Origin of the sequence: Cutibacterium porci, from assembly GCF_009696315.1 — a bacterium.
In the GTDB taxonomy this organism is placed as follows: domain Bacteria; phylum Actinomycetota; class Actinomycetes; order Propionibacteriales; family Propionibacteriaceae; genus Cutibacterium; species Cutibacterium porci.
This window is the reverse complement of the sequence record NZ_VUMG01000001.1, coordinates 448,616-469,548: the sequence shown is the minus strand read 5'-3', so window position 1 is coordinate 469,548 and position 20,933 is coordinate 448,616. Positions and strand designations below refer to the sequence as shown.

The following is a 20,933-nucleotide window of genomic DNA, read 5'->3' as shown; positions in this document are numbered from 1 at the left end:
CAAAACACCGCAGTCATCAGCGCGATGAGGGGATCAACCCAATACTCCATAAATGCTTCTCCCCCGCGACTGACTCAAGACAGGCCCTGCGACTGCATTGTGCCTTGACGTCTCGGATTCCACAGTGACTGGAGAGCCATATCGCACGCACAGGCTGATGCCGATCACAACGAAGGCTGGAACGGTGAAGAACACTTCACCCAACTTCCAAGCACACACCAGAACGGTGACGGCCGCCCCTTCTACAATCGCCTGGTTGTCGGAAGTCTCAGTCCGCTGATCCGTCAACCCCCACACTACGAAGACAAAAAGCCCGACGACTGCCAGGAAAAGGGGAATTCCCCCCTCAATCCGCAGGGCAGCATAGGAATCATGGAACCACATACGGCGATTCTCTGAAATCATAACCCAGGCTGTACCCAATCCGTTGCCGTACCACGGCGATGCGTTAACTTTTGCCGCAGTCGCAACTTCAATGATACCTCGAAACCAATCCGTCCCCATCCGGTCGGAAAAGACTCCAACGCGAGCCAAATTCTCCTCAACCCACCTAATTCCCATCCACCCCATGAGCGCGATGAAAAGTCGAAGAAAGAGGGCAAGGCGGTTCCTGACAAAGATCCACACACACCCAGCCGCGAAAGCCATCATCGATGTTCGAGAACCTGTGAAAAACAGGGCAACTGCAAAGGCCAGCACCACAATCATTTTCGTTCTTGTAGATCGCAGTACAGCCAAAGCAAGAATTCCGACTACTGCATATACCAATCCGGCCACGTTTTTGTCACCCAAAAAACCCACCAAGTAGCCTTGGTAACCTGGCGAACGCAGTGACGTAGAGTTCACGGGAATATTGATGGCAAGCAGCCCGAAAGCGTATCCTGCGATAAAAGATGGCCACAAAATCCGCCCCTGTGCGATGCACATTGAGAACAGAACCAGCAGGAACCATCGTAACGACCGCTGCTCCCACGGCTGATTCAGATATATAGATACCGAAATTACCCATGATAGCATCCCCAGCCACAACAGGGCATAGTATCCAAGCCCCCAAACCTTAATGGTCGGACGCACAAAGGTCGACACCGTAATAGCGAGAGCCATGAGGACGACGTCTATTGGCAGCGGAAGACCGAGGTCGTAACGCCCCAGGATGAATATCATCCCGAATAGGAAGTCAGGTACCCGTATGCCGCCAATCCTCCCTGCAATATCACGAATCTTCGAGCCGACAGTCGAGGCATTGTTCACCGCAGTCCTAGGGTGTGAAACGTTATCAGGCACTGCGCCGATCATTTCGCTCGTCGTGGGGTAATTGCAGCGTCAAAATCAGTACGGCTCTTCTTCCGAGTCCGGACTAAATCCTCATCAGCACGCGATGAATCTTTAGCTACCGCCAACGACTCTTCGCTACCCTGCTCTTCGGTGCCGTACGAAGAATAATAGCCATGCTTATCGTAATCGCTGTAGGAACGATATCCGTACATGGATGCACCATAGCCGTATAATACGTCACCCATTTTCTTTCGGGGAACCCGAGTGAGAACCGACCCAAGCAATGGCGCTCCAACTTGTTCGAGTCTTTTATTTACAAGCGACACCTGATCGCGATGAGTCCTGCCGACAACAGCAACATAAATAGTTCCATCAGTAATTGTTCCAAGCAAGCCCGCATCCGTGACAGCCAGCAGTGGCGGCGCATCGATGACAACGAAATAGCCACGGCTTCGAAGTTCGATCAAGAGGTCTTTCATCCGCTGAGAGCCGAGTAATTCGGAAGGGTTCGGGGGAATCCGTCCAGCAGAGAGCACTTGAAGTCGTTTGGTCTCAGTTTTCATCAGGGCATCGTCCAAACTCACATCACCGGCCAGAACCTGAGATAAGCCAACCCCTGCTTCAGCTCCGAAAACTTTATGCTGAACAGGGCGACGCATGTCAGCATCAATAAGGACGACCTTCTCACCCGCTTGTGCGATGACAACCGCCAAGTGAGTCGACACAGTTGACTTACCTTCACCAGGATTTGCCGAGGTAATAACGACAGCTCGTGGCGGATTGTCGACGTTGGCAAACCTTAAATTCGTGCGAAGCTGCCGAAAAGCCTCACCCGTAACGCCAGAAAGATGGACGATCGACTTCTCACGCTGTTCGGCAAGCCTCTTGTCATCAGGAATGACGCTGAGGATGCCGGAACCAGTGAGTTCCTCGACGGTCGCTTGATCTCGGATCTTGGCATCGAACTGCTTTCGGATCACAGCCACAACCGCACCAACAAGGAAGCCGGCGACTAAACCACCCACCACATAAATGATCAGCGACTTGCCACGGTCACCAGAGGGCAGGCTTGCAGACTCGTAACCCAAAACGTGCACAGTGGTCATCTTCGCAAGCTCGGCATCGCTCTTACTTGCCCCGCCAGTCTGAGCGTACGTCTCCATACGTAGGGCTTCGGATATGAGTGCTGACAACCCGGCATTTGCAAGCGCTTGGGTATCCTTCGCCGTGCCGCCGGTAGCCTCGATGTCGATGAACGCCGTGTCCGCCGGCACGGAAGCACTTAACTGTCCATTCGCCGCCTCGGGCATTCCCCGCTTCTTAAGGATCTCAGCCGTTTTCTGTGCCATGCTTTGAGTCCCGACCAGCTTGGTGTACGTCACCGCTCTCTGCTGGGCGATGGTGTTTCCTGAGATCGTTCCGCCAACGGAAGCAGAATCACCGGCCACCACAATTCCAGTCGCCTTAGCCGTAAACACCTCCGGGCGCGTCAACTGATACACCGCACCGACTAATCCCCCCACAAGGACACAGACAACAAGCAGAACAAAATTGCGGCGCAGAATGCGGACTATATCGACGATTGTCACGGCGTTTGGACTCCTCTGGTCGTTCGCTGACCCTCATGCAGGTCGGCTAAACAGCATGCAGGCGCGATAATGTTACGTCGCTCCGGGCGAACGGGCGAGTCCCGATCATTCCAGCAGCCTCAATTTGACTCCACCAAGCCGCGCAGGTACATCCCATAACCTGACTTGTCGAACATCGCCGCGCGCTCGAGGAGCTCCTCATTAGAGAGAAATCCCCGCCGCCACGCCGCCTCTTCAGGGCACCCCACCTGCAGGCCTTGACGAGCCTGGATTGCGCGCACGAAATTACCTGCATCGTTGAGAGAGTCGAAGGTCCCGGTATCCAGCCATGCGGTACCACGCGGCAAGAGTTCCACATGCAAACGGCGCTGTTCCATGTACTTTCGGTTAACGTCTGTGATCTCCAACTCGCCACGCGCAGAAGGCTTGAGGCTGCGGGCAATCTCGATGACATCGTTATCGTAAAAATAAAGCCCCGGTACCGCCCAATGCGACTTTGGACGCTCCGGCTTCTCCTCGATAGAGACCGCAAGTCCGTCATTGTCAACCTCGACAACGCCGTATGCGCGCGGATCAGCAACCTGATAGCCAAAGATAAGAGCACCGTCCACTGACTGGGCCTTAGCCAGGAGGCGAGTTCCTAGCCCCGGCCCTGAGAAAAGATTGTCCCCCAGGATGAGACATGACGAATCATACCCGACGAACTCAGCCCCGATCGTGAAGGCTTGAGCGAGTCCCTGGGGCTCAGGCTGCACTGCAAACTTGATCGAAATCCCAAACTGAGAACCGTCGCCGAGTAAGTGACGGAAGGCTTCGGCGTCATGAGGAGCCGTGATAACAAGAACATCCCGAATACCCGCAAAGATGAGCGTAGTTAGCGGGTAGTAGACCATCGGTTTATCATAGACAGGCATAAGCTGCTTACTTATCCCGAAGGTAATTGGGTAAAGCCGGGAGCCAGTACCACCGGCCAAGATGATGCCTCGCATGCCCCCATCATGCCAGACATGATGACCACACATTTCATCTCCGCCCAAAGGTCCGCCCACATCCTCATCATTGAAGAGCTTGTGTAATCACAGCCCCATGCAACATCGCTGTGCATCCCCTGCCATGGAGTTGGCAGGTTTCTTGGTTCTCCGGCAAGGGGCGAAGAGGGACGCCATCCCAGGAATCACCAGAAAGACATAGTGACGTAGCGCGATTACAGTGTTTACACTATGGCCAGGCCCTGGATGTAAACCATGCACACGTGCTATAGTCTTACTTATCTTGTCGTAACTGTTTAGCAAAACCTCATAGCTTTAGAAAGAACTTTTGCTATTTTTCCGAGGAGCAGACATGGTCAGCAGCAAGGAAGGACAAGTCCACACAACTGAGCCGTCACAAGTATCACGCCGGTCAGTGGCCAAGGGCACTGCATGGGCGATACCGGCAATCACCAGCATGACACTGGTGCCGGCTTTTGCGGCCAGTACACAACGCAAGAAGGTCACGATCACTTTCGACGCAAAGAAGCACAAAGAGACCGTTCAGTGCGTACGCGTGCCAGCCGAAGCTACTGACATCGCCTACTCCATCCGCGGCGGGGCAGGCGGCGCAGGCCCCAAGGACAGCTGGGGCGAACGCGGCGGATCCGGCGCCCAGGTGCAAGGCCAGATTCGTCGGCCTGGCGAGGGCACGGCCACGGCACAGGGGTTTACCATCTGGGGTGTAGCTGGTGGTTACGGACCCACAGCCGCATGGAACGACAGCGCTGTCGAGTTCGCAACCGGATACGGTAACGGCGGTCCGTCTATTGGGGTGAGTTACCACACCAGTATGGTTTCAACCGAAGAGTGGTCTGAACGTTGGTGCCACGGTGGCGGTGCCGGTTCGGCAATAGCCATCGGCGGTGACCCTGAGGGACCAGGCCAACTGGTGGCGGTGGCCGGCGGCGGCGGAGCCGCAGGTACAGGTACGTATTCACGTGAAGCGGCAAATATGGGCCCTACAGTCTGGCCTGTCCGAGAGGGCGGCAACGGGGGTGACGGCGGCAAAAGTTGGGACGGCGCTGATGGCGGTCAGTCCCACTTCGAGACGGCATACGCCCAGGTCACTGCAGCCGGCGGTTCAGGGGCCCACGGAGGTGATGGTGGCAACGGAGGCAGCAAGGCAAATACCTCGTACGTTGCCAGCAACCTCGAGTTCGACCACATCATTGCGGGCCAGTCAGGCGGCAACCACGGCAGTGGTAACCACGGTGGTGGTAACGGTGGTGCGCCTGTCAAATTCGAGCGCAGGCGCCACGTAGTCGGAGACGGTCACATTGATGACTTCATCGCGCTGTCCTCGGCAGCAGGTGGCGGCGGCTATGCCGGCGGTGGTTCTGGGGCACTCGTCCTCATCTCGCGCGATCCACTCTTGAAGTGGGCCGCTAGCGACCTCCCCGGACAGTTGGGGGCTCTTGGCGCCGGCGGCGCTGGCAGCAGCTACCTCGCACCCAGTTTGGATGGTGGCTTCAGTGCAACCGGGGCGTTCGACTTCCCCGACACTGGTGGCGAGCGTTCCAACGGCACAGTGTTAATAGCACCTAGTCTACCGAAGAACTATGGCAAGCCCGGAAACGTCACGATCAGTTTCTGGGTCCCCGAGGGCATGTCCACGAACCCCAAGGACTACACCGACAAGTGCTGAGGCACTCTCTAGTGTCCTCACCGAGAGGGGGGAAGGTGAATCTGATTCACCTTCCCCCTCCTTGATACTTGACGGATTGACCAACGCCTGGCCCTGCCAGACGCCATACCTGGCACCTCCTCACAGCACAAAGGTCAGTCGTCGAGCGAACGACAAGCACCTCATGGCGTGAGGATGATGCTGGTTCTGACACACTGAACGTAGTACTGCACATGAAGACAGGCCGATGTGAGGCTGGTTCTGCCGCAACACCATGTTGCCCAGCCGTGAGCAAAGCCATCGAGCATTGTGTCCTCTAGACTGTTTGTCATGCACTCCCTTCTCGTCACCGGCGGAGCTGGTTTCATCGGCAGCAACTTTGTACGCTGGGTCCTCGATAACACCAACTCCACAGTCACTGTTTTGGATGCCATGACCTACGCCGCTAATGAGGCTTCCCTGGTCGGGCTACCCGAGAAGCGTTTCCAGCTGGTGCGCGGATCAGTGTGCGACGCTGATCTGGTCGACGACCTCGTCGCCCGCCACGATGCCGTCGTCCACTTCGCCGCCGAATCCCACAACGACAACTCCCTGGACACCCCGGGCCTATTCATCAAAACCAACATCATCGGCACCTTCACCCTGTTACAAGCCGTCCGCAAACATCACACCCGTTTGCATCACATCTCCACCGATGAGGTTTATGGTGACCTCGAGCTCGATGACCCGACACGGTTCACCCCCGAGACGCGATACAACCCCTCGTCCCCTTACTCGGCCGCCAAGGCTTCTGCGGATTTGCTAGTGCGCGCCTGGGTACGTTCCTTCGGTGTACAGGCCACCATCTCGAACTGCTCAAATAATTACGGCCCGCGCCAGCACGTCGAGAAGTTCATTCCCCGCCAGATCACCGAGATCCTTGACGGACGCCGCCCCAAGCTCTATGGGAGCGGCCTCAACGTTCGCGACTGGATCCACGTCGACGACCACAACTCGGCAGTGTGGACAATCCTCGAACGCGGCACGATCGGCGAAACGTACCTCATCGGAGCCGATGGAGAACTCGACAACAGAACCGTCATCGAACTCATTCTCGAACTCATGGGCCAGCCCACCGACAGCTACGACCACGTCAACGACCGCCCCGGTCACGACCTGCGATACGCCATCGACGCCACTAAACTGCGCGAGGAACTCGGCTGGCAGCCGGAGTACACAAACTTCCGTGGCGGCCTGGCAGCGACAATCGACTGGTACCGAAACAATGAGTCGTGGTGGCGCCCCCAGAAGGAGGCCACCGAAGCCGCCTACGCAGCGAAAGGACAGTGATGAGTGAGCTAAACATCGATATCACCGACATCCCCGGCCTTCTCGTCCTGCACCTGCCCCTGCACGGTGACAACCGCGGCTGGTTCAAAGAAAACTGGCAACGCGAAAAAATGATCGCTCTCGGCCTGCCCGATTTCAGGCCGGTACAAAACAATATGTCGCACAACACGCGCGCTGGCGTCACCCGCGGCATGCACGCCGAGCCGTGGGACAAGCTCATTTCAGTGGCTACCGGACGTATCCTCGGCGCCTGGGTAGATCTTCGTGACGGAGACTCCCTTGGCACTGTGGTCACTATCGAGATGGGACCCGAGACTGCCGTCTTTGTTCCCCGAGGCGTCGCGAATGGCTACCAGGCCCTCGAAGACGGCACGACGTACACCTATCTCGTCAACGACCATTGGTCAGCCGAAGCCAAGAAGTCGTACACATTCGTTAACCTCGCCGACCCAGTTCTCGGCATCAATTGGCCAATCTCCCTCAATGATGCCGAGTTATCTGAAGCCGATCGCAACCACCCACCTTTGAGTGAGGTCACCCCTATCCGTCAACCAAGAACAGTCGTCCTCGGTTCCAACGGCCAGCTTGGCCAGGCGTTGCGCCCGTTACTTCCCGATGCAGAGTTCACGACCCGAGCCACCCTTGATCTATCCGATCAAGCCAGCCTTGACGGCTTTGACTGGGATAATGTCAGCACCATCATCAACGCTGCCGCTTACACCGCAGTGGATGCCGCCGAAGACGCAGCCAACCGAGTTCAAGTCTGGGCAACAAACGTCTCCGGGGTCGCCCACCTAACTCACATCGCCGCCGCACGACGCGCCACCCTCGTCCATATCTCCAGTGATTACGTCTTTGACGGCACCAAGCCACGTCATACTGAGGACGAGCGTGTTAGCCCGTTAAGCGTCTACGGCATCACTAAAGCAGCCGCTGACGAGATCGTCGCCAGCTATCCGCATCACTACCTGCTTCGGACGAGCTGGGTCGTTGGCGAGGGCAGCAATTTCGTTGATACCATGGCGAGCCTGGCCCGTCGCGGTATCAACCCGCACGTGGTGTCGGACCAGTATGGTCGCCTCACCTTTGCCCGCGACCTTGCCGCCGCGATCGTCTACGTGCTGGAAACCGACGTTCCCTTCGGCACCTATAACCTCAGCAACGAAGGGCCGGCCCAATCCTGGTTCGATATCGCCACCGAGATTTTCACACTCCTCGGCGCAAGGGGAACCGTCATCCCAACCTCGACCGCAGAATGGGGTAAGGACAAAAATCTGGCCCCCCGCCCAACGTATTCTACCCTCGACCTGTCCCGCATTGAGGCTGCTGGATTCACTCCGCAAGATGCCACTGTGCGGTTGCGTGAATATCTAGGCCTGACCGCATGATGGATATTGCCGGCCTCGGCACCAGAGTGCGGGTCGACCTCTCTGGCACTGGGTTAGATGAGAAGGAGGTCTATCATGCGTGGACTCGTTGCCTCTGTGACCCGGATCCTGAATTATCAGTTTTCACCCCTGGACCGATAACAGCATCCGCATTGACTCAGCAAATCACCCGGCAGCTCATTTCCCGCCAGATCGGCCAGCTGCTTATGTTTCATGCCGGTGCTGTGTGCCACCCAATCACTGGAGACTCGGTTGTTTTCATCGCTCCAGGAGGCACAGGAAAAACGACTCTCACCACCCATTTGGGCCGACGATACGGTTATATCAGCGATGAGACTGTGGCCATCGAGCCGGGAACCTGGCGCATTCATCCCTATCCCAAGCCGCTGTCAACTCGCATTCCGCAACTTTCGGGGCAGAAGGCCGAGCTCAGCCCTGACGACCTCAACTTGAAGCCGAGCCATCCTGATCCTCATGCCAGCCACCTGATTTTACTCACCCGCTGTGGTTCTTCCCCGAAACTCACGATGATCGAATCACAGCTGGATGCCATGACGGCGATTGCCGAACAATCATCATCAATCTACAAGCTACCCAAACCCCTGCATCTGCTTGCTGATCTCATGTCGCACACTGGAGGAGTCTGGCGGGCACAATATGCCGAACACGACACCCTAGAACCTTTCATCGAGGGGTTATTGGGGGCACCGTGCTGATTCAGCGAGCCAATATCACAGACATCTGGTTTGAAGGCGGTGAAGCACTCGTCGTCGTCAATAGCTGCATCTTTCGGCTCTCCCCACTCGCTGTCACCATCTGGGAGGTTCTGGAGACTCCGCTGGAGTTCGAGGAGTTGCGTTGTCAGCTCGAGCCTCTCGTTGGGCCACCGCCCGAAGGGACGCTGACCGAAGCTCTCGCGACTTTCATTGATGACTTATCCCACAACGGGATAGTGACGACGTCGTAACGCTGCCAATTGATAAACTTCACGTCGGTGAATGGAATGATCGAGGAAACGATAATCGACACCGCGAGTCGTATCGAGTTGACTCACGGCGTGCTGCAGCGGCTAGCCAACTTATGCGGGGCTGATCTGCTGCACATCAAAGGCCCCACCGTTTCCCCCGAGCTCTTGGAGCACCGTGTTATCGCGGGTAAGGACACCATCATCCCACGCAATTCCACGGATGCCGACGTCTTAGTACGTCCCGAGCATCTGAGTCTATTTGAGTCCATGTTGACTAACCACGGTTGGCAAAAAATGGCTGACTTTCGCGACGGATCAGCCTTTGGCCATGCCGCCAATTATTGGCATGATCTGCTCGGATATGTCGACGTTCACCGTCAATTTCCTGGTATTGGAATCGCACCGTCACAAGCATTCCAAGCGCTGTGGTCGCGCCGTCAGCAGGTCACCATTGCCCATACCATTATTCACACTCCGAGTGTCACTGATCAGCGCCTAATCCTGTTACTGCACGCGGCCCGAAGCGGCGGCTCAAACCACCCTGACACGGCGCGTTGCTGGGATGATGTTGACGACCGAGAGCGCCGCACCATCCGCGCCCTGGCCCGCGATCTTGACGCCGACGTCGCTTTAGCTGCAGCTATCGGCGAATTAGAGCGCTATCGGAATTACCGGACGTATGACCTTTGGCGACAATTCTCTACTGGCGATTCCAGCCGTCTGCATGAGTGGCGCGCCCGGGTTCGCGCAGCCCCTACTCGCACGGCTGCTATCAAAGTCATACTGAGTTCCCTGGCCCTCAACCGTAGCCATTTACGGATGGGGCTCGACCACGAGCTCACCCGTGCTGACGTGGTACGAGGCTACCTCAACCGCACCGTCAAAGCCTCCCGAGAGGTGTTTAACATCGCCCGAAGCCACGTTCGCAGACGGCTAGATTCGCAACACCGGAGAAAACGTCGATGAGGTGGATGGTTAACCCCCATGTGGCATGGGCGGATGACAATGACGCGGTGGCGGTCGCTACTGTTCCCGATACCCAGGTGTACCGTCTTGAGTCCAGCGGTGTGCTTATCTGGGATGCTCTGGCACAACACCCCAACGCCACAACTAGAGAGGTCATCCGTAGCGTCGCCTCAGCTGCCGAGGTGCCGGCCGATCGCATACGCGATGACGTGTCCGATTACCTACAACATCTGCGAACTCTAGGTATCGTGATCGCGAGAGAATAGTCACCTATGACCAGTCACACATCTACTGCGGACATGCTACAAATCCATTTCATCTGCACCGCAAATATCTGCCGTTCAGCGTACTGCCACGCCCGGGCCTTCTATTTATTCGATCCTTCACGCTTTGAGGTATCCAGCTCAGGTATACAGGCGGAGGAGGGTCTTCCTATGTGTGCACAGATGCACCGCGAGCTTGAACGACGCCAACCCCAGGTACTCCCCGTGTCTTCTCACCAAACCGAGATCGACGATCTTGAGGGCGCGGACCTCATTCTCACCATGACGGCCAGTCAGCGCGACACCATCGTCGGGTGGTGGCCTTACATCATGAAACGGGCATTTACTTTACCACAATTCGTCGAAATCGCCCGCAGACTCACCTGGGATGATCCTTCAACCGCCCCTCAAGACGTCATTGACAAAGCGTTTCGGAATCGCGCTGTCGCGGGAAACACCGGCGATATTAAAGACCCATATCGCCAAGGCAGCGAAGCCGCGCGGTCGTGCGCTGACACATTAGACACACTTCTGATGGACCTTGCACACATGCTGACCCCCGTAAGCCCCCGTCGCGCGGCAGAATAGGCATTCATACAACTCGTCTCGACCTCACCAAAACCATCAACCACGCAACCCACGGCATCGCCACTCCAACACACCCACCATTCGATCAGAAGAGCCGGATAAGATGAGTAGCCTGGGGCCAGCGCCACTAGCGCCGTTGCGACAGCATTCCCCTTCTCTGCTGGTATGCGTCGGCTGCTACACCGCGACATTCATTAACTTTGATAGGATGATAGGAATCACTAGCAACTGGCCCTGGAGGGCCTAGATGACCTCGCCGCAATTGGTGGTGAGGATACGAAAACACACTCGTCACTCGAGTGAGACCCTACTAGACAGCGGAGGGCCTTTCTGGGTAATGAGAGATTCTTCATCAACCAAAAGGGCCCTTGAGCTATGAGATCTTGACTTTTTACCGTCATGACGAGACGGCGCTAACCGCTCTCAGCAGGACTTATTGACGATTTTGCTCGTCGTTAGCAACTGATCGAATAGGGTGCGGCTTGACGGTGAATCGGCAGGCTGCCCAGTGTAAGTAATGGTCGCGGACTGTACAGATGACGTAAGGCTGAATGACGTCCATCCATATGTCCGCATTACCTGAATATTGTTCGGCATGAACTCGGTCTGCCCGTAATACACGGTGCCTTTCTGGGTAACCGTGAATGGCGCCGTTGTCTGATAAGTGAGCGTGCCCGTGACTCTGATGGATCCGTCTGGCAGGGTTGTCGTCGTCGGCGCGGTGATCGACCAGGTACCGGCGACAGTCTGGCTGGCCAAGTTAGCCGCCGTGGCTGCCCGCAACGCTCGCTTGCCAGAAAGCTGTTTATTCCAAATGAATCCGCTTATCCTGATATTGGTTGCCGTGAACGAGGCCTCCGGGGGCACGATGAGCTCGACCTCCGTAACAAACGTGGCTCCTGCCTGTAACGTAGCGGACGAGCCAGGGATATATGCTGTTCCGCTCTGCAATGACGTCGTGGGGACAGACCACCAGAAACCGCTTGACGACGCATAGGAACCAGGGCTTCCCGTAGCTGAGTTGGTGACAGGGGTGAATGATCCTTCGCCGTTCCGAAAGTAAGAAATATCACTGTAGCAGGTATTGGAGTCCGTCCAAGCGATGTCGTTATCGGGATCGGTGCCGGCTTTGACCTGAGCGAAATACTCGTCTGGGGTCTTTGGTGCGGTCACCACCCCGGGGTTGTCGGTGCCGTCGTAACCGATGTTGTTGGTGCTGTACGAACCGGCGGTGACGAAGAGACCATATTGGGCGGATTCCGAGGGAACTGGTGTGGATGCCGCGAAAGCTGGCATGCGGGACGACGAGATAACGACAGGTGCTGCCCATGCAGTTCCGGCTATCACAGTTCGCCGTCGAATCGTTGCTTTATTCATGCTGATTTCTTTCATTTAAAAGCGTGAAAGCTTTTCCAATCGAACGGTAGGTGCTTCTGGAGTGGGGTAGAGACCGAGGTCCTCAGCGATAAAAGCTTTTACACCCATCTTCATGAGAAGATCAAATGCTCCCCAGCAACTGATGAGTTGTCTAGTGCGTTGGCTCAGGGGATGGCTGACGCCCCGTTACGTCGAATCCAGCGGGAATCTATCGCCACAGTTCTTGCCGACCACGCCAGCAAGAAGATTGGTGAGCATGGCTCGACCTCATGTTCAATGTTGGACGCAACCGCCGCTAAAACCCGTTCTCAACAGCCTGTGGCTTATATTAGTAATGCGTGCTTCACGATCCTCACGCCACGCGGAAGATGATCTGCACGGGGTGTCGTCCGACCTTCTGGGTACACTCGCATGGTGGTCACTTGTGTGAAACAGGTGCCCAACCCGACATAAAGCCGGAAGGAGGAGCCGGGTGGGATTCTTGGACAAAGTCGAGAAGTCGATCGAAGGTGCCGTCAGCGGCGTCTTTGCGCGCGCCTTCCGCGGTGAGGTTGAACCAGTGGAGATTGCTGGTCGGCTGCAACGCGAGCTCGACTCCGAGGCACAGATCCTTTCCCGCGACAAGTCGCTAGTCCCGAACGATTTCGTCGTCCGGCTGTCGAGCCACGATTACGAGCGTCTTGTCCCCTACACCAAGACCCTTAACGCCGAGATCATCCCGACTTTGCGTGACCACGCCAGCGAACGTCGCTACGTGTTCAACGGGCCTATCCACATTCGGTACGACTTAGACGACTCCCTTCCGGTAGGCAAGTTCACTGTCCTTACCGGAGAAGACCACGCGAAGGCCACTTCACATCGGCGTGCACCGCTGGTCTTGGAGGTCAACGGAGTGCGTCACCCCCTCACTCCTCCGGGACTGACGATTGGCCGCGGTTCCGACGCCGACATCCGCATCAACGATCCAGGTATTTCCCGCCTCCACGCCCGTATCAACGTCTGGCCCCAGGGCGACGGCATCGGCTTGTCCATTGAGGACCTCGGCTCCACAAACGGCGTCACAGTCAATGGCGTCAAGATTGCCAGTACCGAGCTTTGCGACGGGTCACGCATCGAGATCGGCTCGACGAGGATGCTGATCCACTCGCCAGCGGGGATGTGATCGTGAGCGAATTTCTCGTCACACTATTACGCATCAGCTATCTGGCATTATTGTGGGTTTTCATCCTGCTCATCACCAATGTCATTCGCACCGATATCTACGGCCACCGTGTTCCCCGCAATGGCGGAGCTGTGGAATCAGGGCGACGCGACAGAGGCCGTAAAGCTCGCCGTCGTGAACCTGCTCCGCTGCCAACTGGTGTGCAAGTCATCTCGGGAAGCCGGGCGGGCACCTATATTCCGCTGGCCAATACCGTCACAGTGGGACGAGGAAACGACTGCACCCTGCCCATCGACGACGACTACGCCTCCACCCACCACGCCGAGTTCAGCCCAGGAATCGACGGCGCATGGTTCGTTGAGGATCTTGCCTCAACAAACGGCACCCATGTCAACGGTGAGCGCATCGAACACCCGACGCGCCTATCGGTGGGGGACGAGGTGCGAATCGGCAGGACCATCATGACTGTCACCGGTGGGCGGTGAGCGATGGCCTTTTCCCTCGATATTCGATGCCACTCCGAGATAGGCCTAGTCCGGCGCAACAACCAAGACTCCGGATACGTCTCCCCAAGGATGCTCGTCGTCGCTGACGGCATGGGCGGGGCAGCCGCAGGTGATCTTGCCTCGACAGTCGCCGTGCGTCATGTAGCGAGAGTCGATCGACGATTCTCCGGCGACGACGCCCCGGCACACCCTCACGGCGAGGAGATGCTCACCGTTCTTTCTGGTGCGGTAGCTGACGCCAACGACGAGCTCGCCGATCTCGTCGCATGGGACTCCTCCTTGGAGGGAATGGGAACAACCTTCTGCGGCGCGATGTTCTCTGGTACCCAGCTCGGCATCGTCCACATCGGCGATTCCCGTGGCTACCTGCTGCGCCAAGGCCACATGAAGCGGATGACTCACGACCACTCCTGGGTGCAGTCCCTCATCGACGACGGGCAGATCACCCCCGAGGAGGCCGCTGTTCACCCGCACCGGTCCCTGCTACTCAAGGTGCTCAACGGTCAGCCTCAGCACGTCCCAGACACCCAGATCGTGGATGTTCGATTAGGCGACCGCATTCTCTTCTGCTCTGACGGACTGTGCGGCCTCGTCGATGACGACACGATCGCTGAACACCTCAACACCACCAACCTCGACGACGTCGTCGATCTGCTCACCACAGATGCCCATGCTGGCGGCGGCACTGACAACATCACCATCGTCGTCGCCGAGGTCGTCGAGTTCGATCCCATATTGGACGCGTCAGAACCTCACATCATTGGCGCGGCGACAACCCGCAAGGTACCCGAACATGAGGTCACCGCACCGTTGTCCCTTGAGCAACCGCCGTCCACGTCGAAAAGCCGCGGCAAGTCAACGGTGCTGTTTGACTCCGAAGCCGAAGAGTCAATGCGTTATGCCCCTGTCGACTCCATGAACCGTCACCACCGCCATTGGCTGTGGCCGGTTGTCATTGCAGCCGTCATCGCAGTAGTGGCCGGCGGGATTTTCGGTACTCGGGCCTACCTCAGTACCCAGTATTACGTCGGTATTGACAACGACACCGTAGCCATCTACCAGGGATCACCCGACAATTTAGCCTGGATTCAGCTATCCCACGTCGCCGAAAAAACCGACATCAAGGCTGCTGATCTTCCCCGCTATTACCGAAGCCGCGTCTCAGCGAACATCCGAGTCTCCTCGATGGATTCAGCACATGCCACCGTTGCTGAACTGCGTAGCGGAGCTCAGCAATGCCAAGCGATCAGGCACGAGGATGCACCGACCCCCGCCACATCCCCGACGACTCCCCCAGCACCCCTGCGGCCTTCCGCTACCGCCCACCCAAGTGGCCAGGCCGCGCGCCCCCCGGCCATACCGACGCCATCCTCCGCGACGCCATCTCCAACGGAAGATGAGGTAGACCTCCCAGCCGTCAATCCGGGAGATTGCCGATGAATATCGAACAGGATTTCGATGACGGCACAGTCGTCGTACAGGCCAAGAGGCGCTGGACCGAACTCTTCATGCTCCTCCTTTCATGGGCTATCGGCTTCGGCGGATGGGCTTTAACCGAACTCAACATCAATGACGTTGTGCCAGCTAACTGGACGATCGTCGGTGGTGCATGGCTAGCTATCGCACTCGTCGCGCATATCTTTGTGAGAATCGTCATCCCCTATGCCGACCCGGTCATCCTGCCCATTGCCTTCACACTCAACGGGCTCGGGCTAGCGATGATTCATCGCATTGACTACATTCCCAACCCCCACTACCACCGCATGGAAACCCAAGCCTTGTGGACGGCTATGGGCGTTATCCTGTTCATTGCGACCCTGCTCATCCTGCGCGACCACCGAAACTTGCAGCGATACCCGTACGTACTGTTTATCGTGGGCCTCAGTTTTCTCTTGCTGCCTTTAATACCAGGCCTTGGCATTGAGAAATTGGGGTCCCGAGTGTGGATCCACGTTGGCTCCTATACTTTTCAGCCGGCCGAGGTATCGAAAGTCGTGTTAGCTATCGCTTTCGCTGGCTACCTCGTCGACAATCGCGACGTCTTGTCCCGCGCTGGGCATAAGATCCTCGGAATTACGTTGCCGCGCGCCCGCGACCTCGGCCCTATTGCCGTCATGTGGGTAGCGACAATGCTCGTCATCGTCTACCAAAATGACCTGGGCACTGGAATGCTGTTTTACGGCATGTTTGTCGTCATGCTGTACGTCACCACCGAGCGAGTCGGATGGGCCATTCTGGGAGCGGTGAGTTTCATCGGCGGCGCAGTACTGGCATACGCCTTTTTTGGCCACGTACGGATTCGCTTCGACTCGTGGTTGCACCCCTTCACCGATTACGGCCAGAATTACCAAATCATCCAGGCGCAATATGGGCTCGCCTGGGGAGGGCTAGCTGGGCGCGGCTGGGGGTTAGGCCGTCCCGGCATGGTCCCACTGTCGTGGAGCGACTTCATCGCTACATCCATTGGCGAAGAACTTGGCGTCACAGGCCTCATGGCTGTCATCGTGCTCTTTTTCATCTTTACCGCTCGCGGTATGCGCACCAGCCTGGGCTGCCGCGACGAGTTCGGCAAACTGATGGTCGCTGGATTGTCCTTCACGCTCGCCTTGCAGGTCTTCGCCATCATCGGTGGCGTCACCCGTCTCCTGCCGTTGACTGGTCTGACAACACCGTTTATGAGCCAAGGTGGATCGTCGTTGATAGCAAACTGGGTCATCGTCGCGATTATCATGATCGTCTCGCACCGAAACCGGAAACCTGCCGACAACTTCGTCGCCACCGCCCCTAACCCACAACAAGAAATCACGTCGCATGGAGGCACGCGATGAATAAGCAAATTCGCGCAGTCTCTTTACTTGCCGGGCTCATGTTTCTGGCTCTCATGGCTAACCTCACGGGTTCGGCTCTTTTCCGCCAGGCCGGTCTCAACAATGACCCCCGCAACGTCAGGGTGCGCGACGCAGAATTTTCCCAAAACCGCGGCAACATCCTGGTTGGCTCGATGCCGATCGCCACGACAACGTCAAGCAGCGGCAAGTTTGCCTATCAGCGGGTGTACCCGTCAGGGCCAGAATATGCCCCCATTACTGGGTATTACTCCTACTACTATGGACGCACCATGCTGGAGCAGACCCAGAACGCCCAGCTCACCGGAACGTCCGATGCGCAGTGGCTCTCCCGCATTACCGGAACGCTGTCTGGCCACAAACCTGAAGGCGGCTCCATCACGACGACGATCAACGCTAAAGCGCAGGATGCCGCATGGGACGGGCTCAAGGGTAAAAAGGGTGCCGTCGTTGCGATGGACTACACCACCGGCGCAATACTAGCTATGGCGTCCTCGCCCTCGTATGATCCCAACGCCCTTGCCTCCCATCACCTCGACGACACCACCCAGGCGTGGAAAGACCTCGTCGCAGATAAGTCGTCTCCACTGTCGAACCGTGCAACGCGAGAGATCTACGCCCCAGGATCGACATTCAAGCTGGTGACTGCTGCAGCCGCTCTACAGAACGGGTACAACCCGAATACCAAAATCGACTCACCGGAAGACTGGATTCTGCCAGGCACTCGCACCCCGCTGACGAACGACTCCAATTGCGGGGGAAGCCAGATCACCCTGAACCATGCCCTCGAAATTTCGTGCAATACCGCCTTCGGCAAACTCGGGGTGACCTTGGGCCAGGACAAGGTTCGCGACCAAGCTGAGCGCTTCGGATTTGGCAAGAGCGTCGGCTCTGACATCTCGTCCGTCGCGTCGAAATTCCCGCAGAACCTCACCGATGCCGAGCTGGCGCAAAGTTCGATCGGCCAATTCGACGTCGCAGCCACTCCACTGCAAATGGCAATGGTGACCGCCGGTATCGCCAACGACGGCAAACTCATGACCCCCTACCTCACAGCGCAAGTCCGGGCATCCAACTTGCAGGTGGTCTCCGAGCATCGTCCCAAGCAGATGTCCCAGCCGATGACCAAGCAGTCAGCCGAACAGTTGAAGTCGATGATGGTCTCGGTTGTCAATAACGGCACCGGCAAACGGGCACGCATCTCCGGGGTCACCGTCGGCGGCAAGACCGGCACTGCGCAAACCTTGAAGGGTAAAGCCCCGTATGCGTGGTTCGTGGGATGGACAGACAACCCGCACGTCGCGGTAGCCGTCTTTATTCAATCGTCAGACACTGATATCAACGAGGTCTCGGGAGGCCGACTCGCGGCTCCCATCGCTAAAGATGTTATCGAGGCGATGAGATGACGAGCAGACACACACCTCACGACGTCAACACAAAGGAGATCCCTCAATGAGCGCTGAGAGTTGGCTCTCCGGGCGTTACGAAATGCAAAATCTCATCGGGCGTGGCGGCATGGCTGATGTCTGGAAGGCACGGGATCACCGTCTCGGCCGCGATGTTGCAGTCAAGAAGCTGCGCACCGATCTCGCCAGCGACGACACCTTCCAGGCGAGGTTCCAGCGCGAGGCGCAGTCGGCTGCGCGGCTCAATCACCCCAATATCGTTGCCGTATACGACACCGGTGAAACGAAGGACCCCACCACCGGCCTACAGGTGCCGTATATCGTCATGGAGCTCATCGACGGTCACACTCTGCGCGATGTGCTGCGTGACGGTCGCAAGATCCTCCCCCGCCGTGCACTCGAATTCACCCAAGGTGTACTCGACGCGCTGAGCTACTCCCATGCTGCCGGAATCGTCCACCGCGACATCAAGCCGGCCAACGTCATGCTCACCCGCGAGGGCTACGTCAAAGTGATGGACTTCGGTATCGCGCGAGCGGTCGCCGACACCTCCGCCACCATGACTCAAACTGCCGCAGTCATTGGCACCGCCCAGTACCTGTCCCCCGAGCAGGCCCGCGGTGAAACCGTCGATAACCGCGCCGACATTTATGCCACCGGCTGTCTGCTCTACGAGCTGTTGGTCGGGCGCCCGCCGTTTATCGGGGACTCCCCCGTCTCGGTGGCCTACCAACACGTCCGCGAGATTCCCGCCCCGCCGTCCTCTCTGGATACTGAGATCACACCCCAGATGGACTCCATCACGCTGAAAGCGCTCGCCAAAGACCCGGCGGATCGCTACCAGACTGCCAAACAGATGCGCGACGACATTGATCGTCTGCTGTCGGGGCGTGAACCGTTCGCGATGCAGACTCACGGCGACGCCGAGGCTGACACCGAGGAGCAAACTCACCTCATTCCAGCGGCTGCCGGGAGTGCTGCAACGTCCATCCCGACAGCTGCTACTCAGCGGGATCAAGCCAGCCCTGCTCGCGCTGAAAGCCCCCAAGAACCTGAGAAACCGCGCCGCAAACGTTGGCCAATTGTGCTCGCCATCATTGTGGTGTTGCTTGTTCTACTCGGGTTCGGATTACACAAAATGCTGAGTCCGTCCGCCGAACCTGCCGCACCGACGCCCTCCCGCACCGTGACGATGGTTGACGTACCGGCAGTCACCGGTTTGAGCCAGCAGGGAGCAACCTCAACGCTGGAAAATGCCGGTTTGAAGGTTAAGGTCAGCCACGTCCAAAAGGACGAGTCGACTGCCAACCAAGTTGTCTCGCAGCGTCCCGCCGCCAGCCAGAAGGTTCCTGCAGGTAGTGAGGTGACGATCACCGTTAACGACGGCCCGAAGCAGCTGACGATCCCGCAAAACATCGTCGGATCGTCTAAGGCTGACGCGATTAAAGCCCTCACAGATGCCGGGTTCTCCGATAGCCAGATCAAGGTAACGAACGACGACCCCAAGACTGAGCCGAATTCAGCGAAGGCTGGTACCGTCGACGCCGTCAGCCCGGACGCCGGGACGTCGCTAACCCCCGATCAGCAAGTCACCTTGACGATCGCCACCGGCAAATCGGTGGTACCGAACCTGAAAGGCATGAGCGTCGAGGAGGCTAACTCAGCCGCTGGATCGAGCGGATTCTCCATCTCGGTGGAGCGTCAGATGACGTCCACTGCTGCTCCGGGCACCGTCTTTGGTCAGGACCCGGATTACGGGGCTATTGCTGACAGGTCGACAGCTATCAAGGTTTTCGTTGCCGTCACGCCATCGCAGCCTACTCAACGCGAATCACCGACAGATTCTGCTCCGACTGAGGATCCGTCGTCGTCAATTGCCCCGGTACCGACCCCCGTAGTGCCCCCCTCGTCGACTGCTCGACCCACAGCTAGCTCAACGTCGGGGCGCTAAAACCCGGAGCACTCATCAGCGGGCTCATCTGACTGGCGCGAGCAGGGGCATCAGCGTCCCCGCACTCCGCCAGCCAGGTGGCAAGCATCTGGTGACCGTACTGGGAAAGAACCGATTCGGGATGAAATTGCACTCCCTCGATTGGCAAGCTGCGGTGACGCAGCCCCATGACGACGCCGGTATCAGTGTGTGCCGTCACGTCCAGCTCGGCGGGAACCTCATCCACGGCCAAGGAATGGTAGCGGGTGACAACGATGGGGTCCGGCAGGCCAGCGAAAACCCCTTTGCCTTCATGGTGAATAGGTGACGTCTTGCCGTGAAGTTGTTCCTGGGCTCTACCGACATGGCCTCCCCACGCCACGGCCATGGCCTGCATTCCAAGGCACACGCCGAAGATGGGGCGACGAGCACCGCGCAGAATATCGACACACACCCCGGCATCCTCGGGACGCCCAGGTCCAGGTGAAAGCAGGATGCCATCGAAGGGCTGCCACCGCTGCGGGGTATCGAAGAGGGGATCATCATTGCGAACAACCGTCGTGTCCGCCCCAATTTGACCTAGGTAGGACACAAGATTCCACACGAATGAGTCGTAGTTATCGACGACGAGGATCCTGGCAGTCATGGGGTCATTGTGGCGCAGGCTGACGCCGCGACGCCATCAT

The 20,933-nt window shown here is 57.7% G+C and carries 19 protein-coding genes and 1 pseudogene; 15 read left to right on the top strand and 5 right to left on the bottom strand.

The features are described from left to right. Positions 1–33 precede the first annotated feature (33 nt). The 3 genes from FYJ43_RS01945 to rfbA form a co-directional block, all read right to left on the bottom strand. Positions 34–1,251 carry an O-antigen ligase family protein gene (locus FYJ43_RS01945; protein ID WP_154561467.1) on the bottom strand — a complete coding sequence of 406 codons (1,218 nt, stop codon included), beginning with the start codon at positions 1,249–1,251 and terminating at the stop codon, positions 34–36. Positions 1,252–1,292: 41 nt separating this feature from the next. Next, positions 1,293–2,864, bottom strand: a complete 1,572-nt coding sequence (locus FYJ43_RS01940) for a polysaccharide biosynthesis tyrosine autokinase (protein WP_326833232.1) — start codon at positions 2,862–2,864, stop codon at positions 1,293–1,295. Between the two features lie 119 nt (positions 2,865–2,983). Next, complete coding sequence (rfbA, locus tag FYJ43_RS01935; protein WP_154561465.1) at positions 2,984–3,853, bottom strand: glucose-1-phosphate thymidylyltransferase RfbA; 870 nt, start codon at positions 3,851–3,853, stop codon at positions 2,984–2,986. 352 nt (positions 3,854–4,205) lie between these two features. Between rfbA and FYJ43_RS01930 the strand changes: the two genes are divergently transcribed. The 8 genes from FYJ43_RS01930 (at position 4,206) to FYJ43_RS01895 (ending at position 11,020) form a co-directional block, all read left to right on the top strand. Beyond that, positions 4,206–5,540, top strand: a complete 1,335-nt coding sequence (locus FYJ43_RS01930) for a hypothetical protein (RefSeq protein WP_229771562.1) — start codon at positions 4,206–4,208, stop codon at positions 5,538–5,540. A 309-nt stretch (positions 5,541–5,849) separates the two neighbouring features. Then, positions 5,850–6,848 carry a dTDP-glucose 4,6-dehydratase gene (gene rfbB, locus FYJ43_RS01925; RefSeq protein WP_154561463.1) on the top strand — a complete coding sequence of 333 codons (999 nt, stop codon included), beginning with the start codon at positions 5,850–5,852 and terminating at the stop codon, positions 6,846–6,848. Then, the gene (locus FYJ43_RS01920; RefSeq protein WP_154561461.1) at positions 6,848–8,236 is read left to right on the top strand and encodes a sugar nucleotide-binding protein; all 1,389 of its coding nucleotides are present in this window, start codon (positions 6,848–6,850) and stop codon (positions 8,234–8,236) included. The genes rfbB and FYJ43_RS01920 overlap by 1 nt, the downstream gene beginning before the upstream one ends. Next, on the top strand, positions 8,233–8,952 hold the full coding sequence (locus FYJ43_RS01915; RefSeq protein ID WP_229771561.1) for a hypothetical protein: 720 nt from the start codon (positions 8,233–8,235) through the stop codon (positions 8,950–8,952). The genes FYJ43_RS01920 and FYJ43_RS01915 overlap by 4 nt, the downstream gene beginning before the upstream one ends. Beyond that, a complete protein-coding gene (locus tag FYJ43_RS01910) occupies positions 8,946–9,203 on the top strand; it encodes a nitrate ABC transporter (RefSeq protein WP_326833231.1) in 258 nt (85 codons plus the stop codon). Before FYJ43_RS01915 ends, FYJ43_RS01910 begins: the two co-directional genes overlap by 7 nt. Before the next feature lie 36 nt (positions 9,204–9,239). Beyond that, positions 9,240–10,169, top strand: a complete 930-nt coding sequence (locus FYJ43_RS01905; protein ID WP_154562118.1) for a nucleotidyltransferase family protein — start codon at positions 9,240–9,242, stop codon at positions 10,167–10,169. Beyond that, complete coding sequence (locus tag FYJ43_RS01900) at positions 10,166–10,435, top strand: PqqD family protein (RefSeq protein ID WP_154561459.1); 270 nt, start codon at positions 10,166–10,168, stop codon at positions 10,433–10,435. Before FYJ43_RS01905 ends, FYJ43_RS01900 begins: the two co-directional genes overlap by 4 nt. Positions 10,436–10,441: 6 nt before the next feature. Beyond that, positions 10,442–11,020, top strand: a complete 579-nt coding sequence (locus tag FYJ43_RS01895) for an arsenate reductase/protein-tyrosine-phosphatase family protein (RefSeq protein ID WP_154561457.1) — start codon at positions 10,442–10,444, stop codon at positions 11,018–11,020. A 423-nt stretch (positions 11,021–11,443) separates the two neighbouring features. On the opposite strand, the gene FYJ43_RS01890 is transcribed toward FYJ43_RS01895, so the two are convergent. Continuing rightward, the gene (locus FYJ43_RS01890) at positions 11,444–12,397 is read right to left on the bottom strand and encodes an amino acid oxidase (RefSeq protein ID WP_154561455.1); all 954 of its coding nucleotides are present in this window, start codon (positions 12,395–12,397) and stop codon (positions 11,444–11,446) included. 132 nt (positions 12,398–12,529) lie between these two features. On the opposite strand from FYJ43_RS01890, the pseudogene FYJ43_RS12150 reads away from it, so the two are divergent. The 7 genes and pseudogenes from FYJ43_RS12150 to pknB form a co-directional block, all read left to right on the top strand. After that, positions 12,530–12,696 (top strand): annotated as a pseudogene (locus FYJ43_RS12150) (glycosyltransferase family 1 protein); the annotation flags it as partial. A gap of 173 nt (positions 12,697–12,869) precedes the next feature. Further along, complete coding sequence (locus tag FYJ43_RS01885) at positions 12,870–13,559, top strand: DUF3662 and FHA domain-containing protein (protein WP_326833230.1); 690 nt, start codon at positions 12,870–12,872, stop codon at positions 13,557–13,559. 2 nt (positions 13,560–13,561) lie between these two features. Then, a complete protein-coding gene (locus FYJ43_RS01880) occupies positions 13,562–14,044 on the top strand; it encodes an FHA domain-containing protein FhaB/FipA (RefSeq protein WP_326833229.1) in 483 nt (160 codons plus the stop codon). Between the two features lie 3 nt (positions 14,045–14,047). Then, positions 14,048–15,505 (top strand): PP2C family protein-serine/threonine phosphatase, encoded by a 1,458-nt coding sequence (locus FYJ43_RS01875; RefSeq protein WP_154561451.1) that lies wholly within the window; start codon positions 14,048–14,050, stop codon positions 15,503–15,505. Further along, positions 15,502–16,893 (top strand): FtsW/RodA/SpoVE family cell cycle protein, encoded by a 1,392-nt coding sequence (locus tag FYJ43_RS01870; RefSeq protein WP_154561449.1) that lies wholly within the window; start codon positions 15,502–15,504, stop codon positions 16,891–16,893. The genes FYJ43_RS01875 and FYJ43_RS01870 overlap by 4 nt, the downstream gene beginning before the upstream one ends. Next, positions 16,890–18,317: a peptidoglycan D,D-transpeptidase FtsI family protein gene (locus FYJ43_RS01865; protein WP_154561447.1), complete on the top strand. Its 1,428-nt coding sequence runs from the start codon at positions 16,890–16,892 to the stop codon at positions 18,315–18,317. The genes FYJ43_RS01870 and FYJ43_RS01865 overlap by 4 nt, the downstream gene beginning before the upstream one ends. Positions 18,318–18,363: 46 nt before the next feature. Further along, positions 18,364–20,268, top strand: a complete 1,905-nt coding sequence (gene pknB, locus FYJ43_RS01860; RefSeq protein WP_154561445.1) for a Stk1 family PASTA domain-containing Ser/Thr kinase — start codon at positions 18,364–18,366, stop codon at positions 20,266–20,268. On the opposite strand, the gene FYJ43_RS01855 is transcribed toward pknB, so the two are convergent. Further along, on the bottom strand, positions 20,246–20,893 hold the full coding sequence (locus FYJ43_RS01855) for an anthranilate synthase component II (protein WP_154561443.1): 648 nt from the start codon (positions 20,891–20,893) through the stop codon (positions 20,246–20,248). The genes pknB and FYJ43_RS01855 overlap by 23 nt on opposite strands. Between the last annotated feature and the right edge of the window lie 40 nt (positions 20,894–20,933).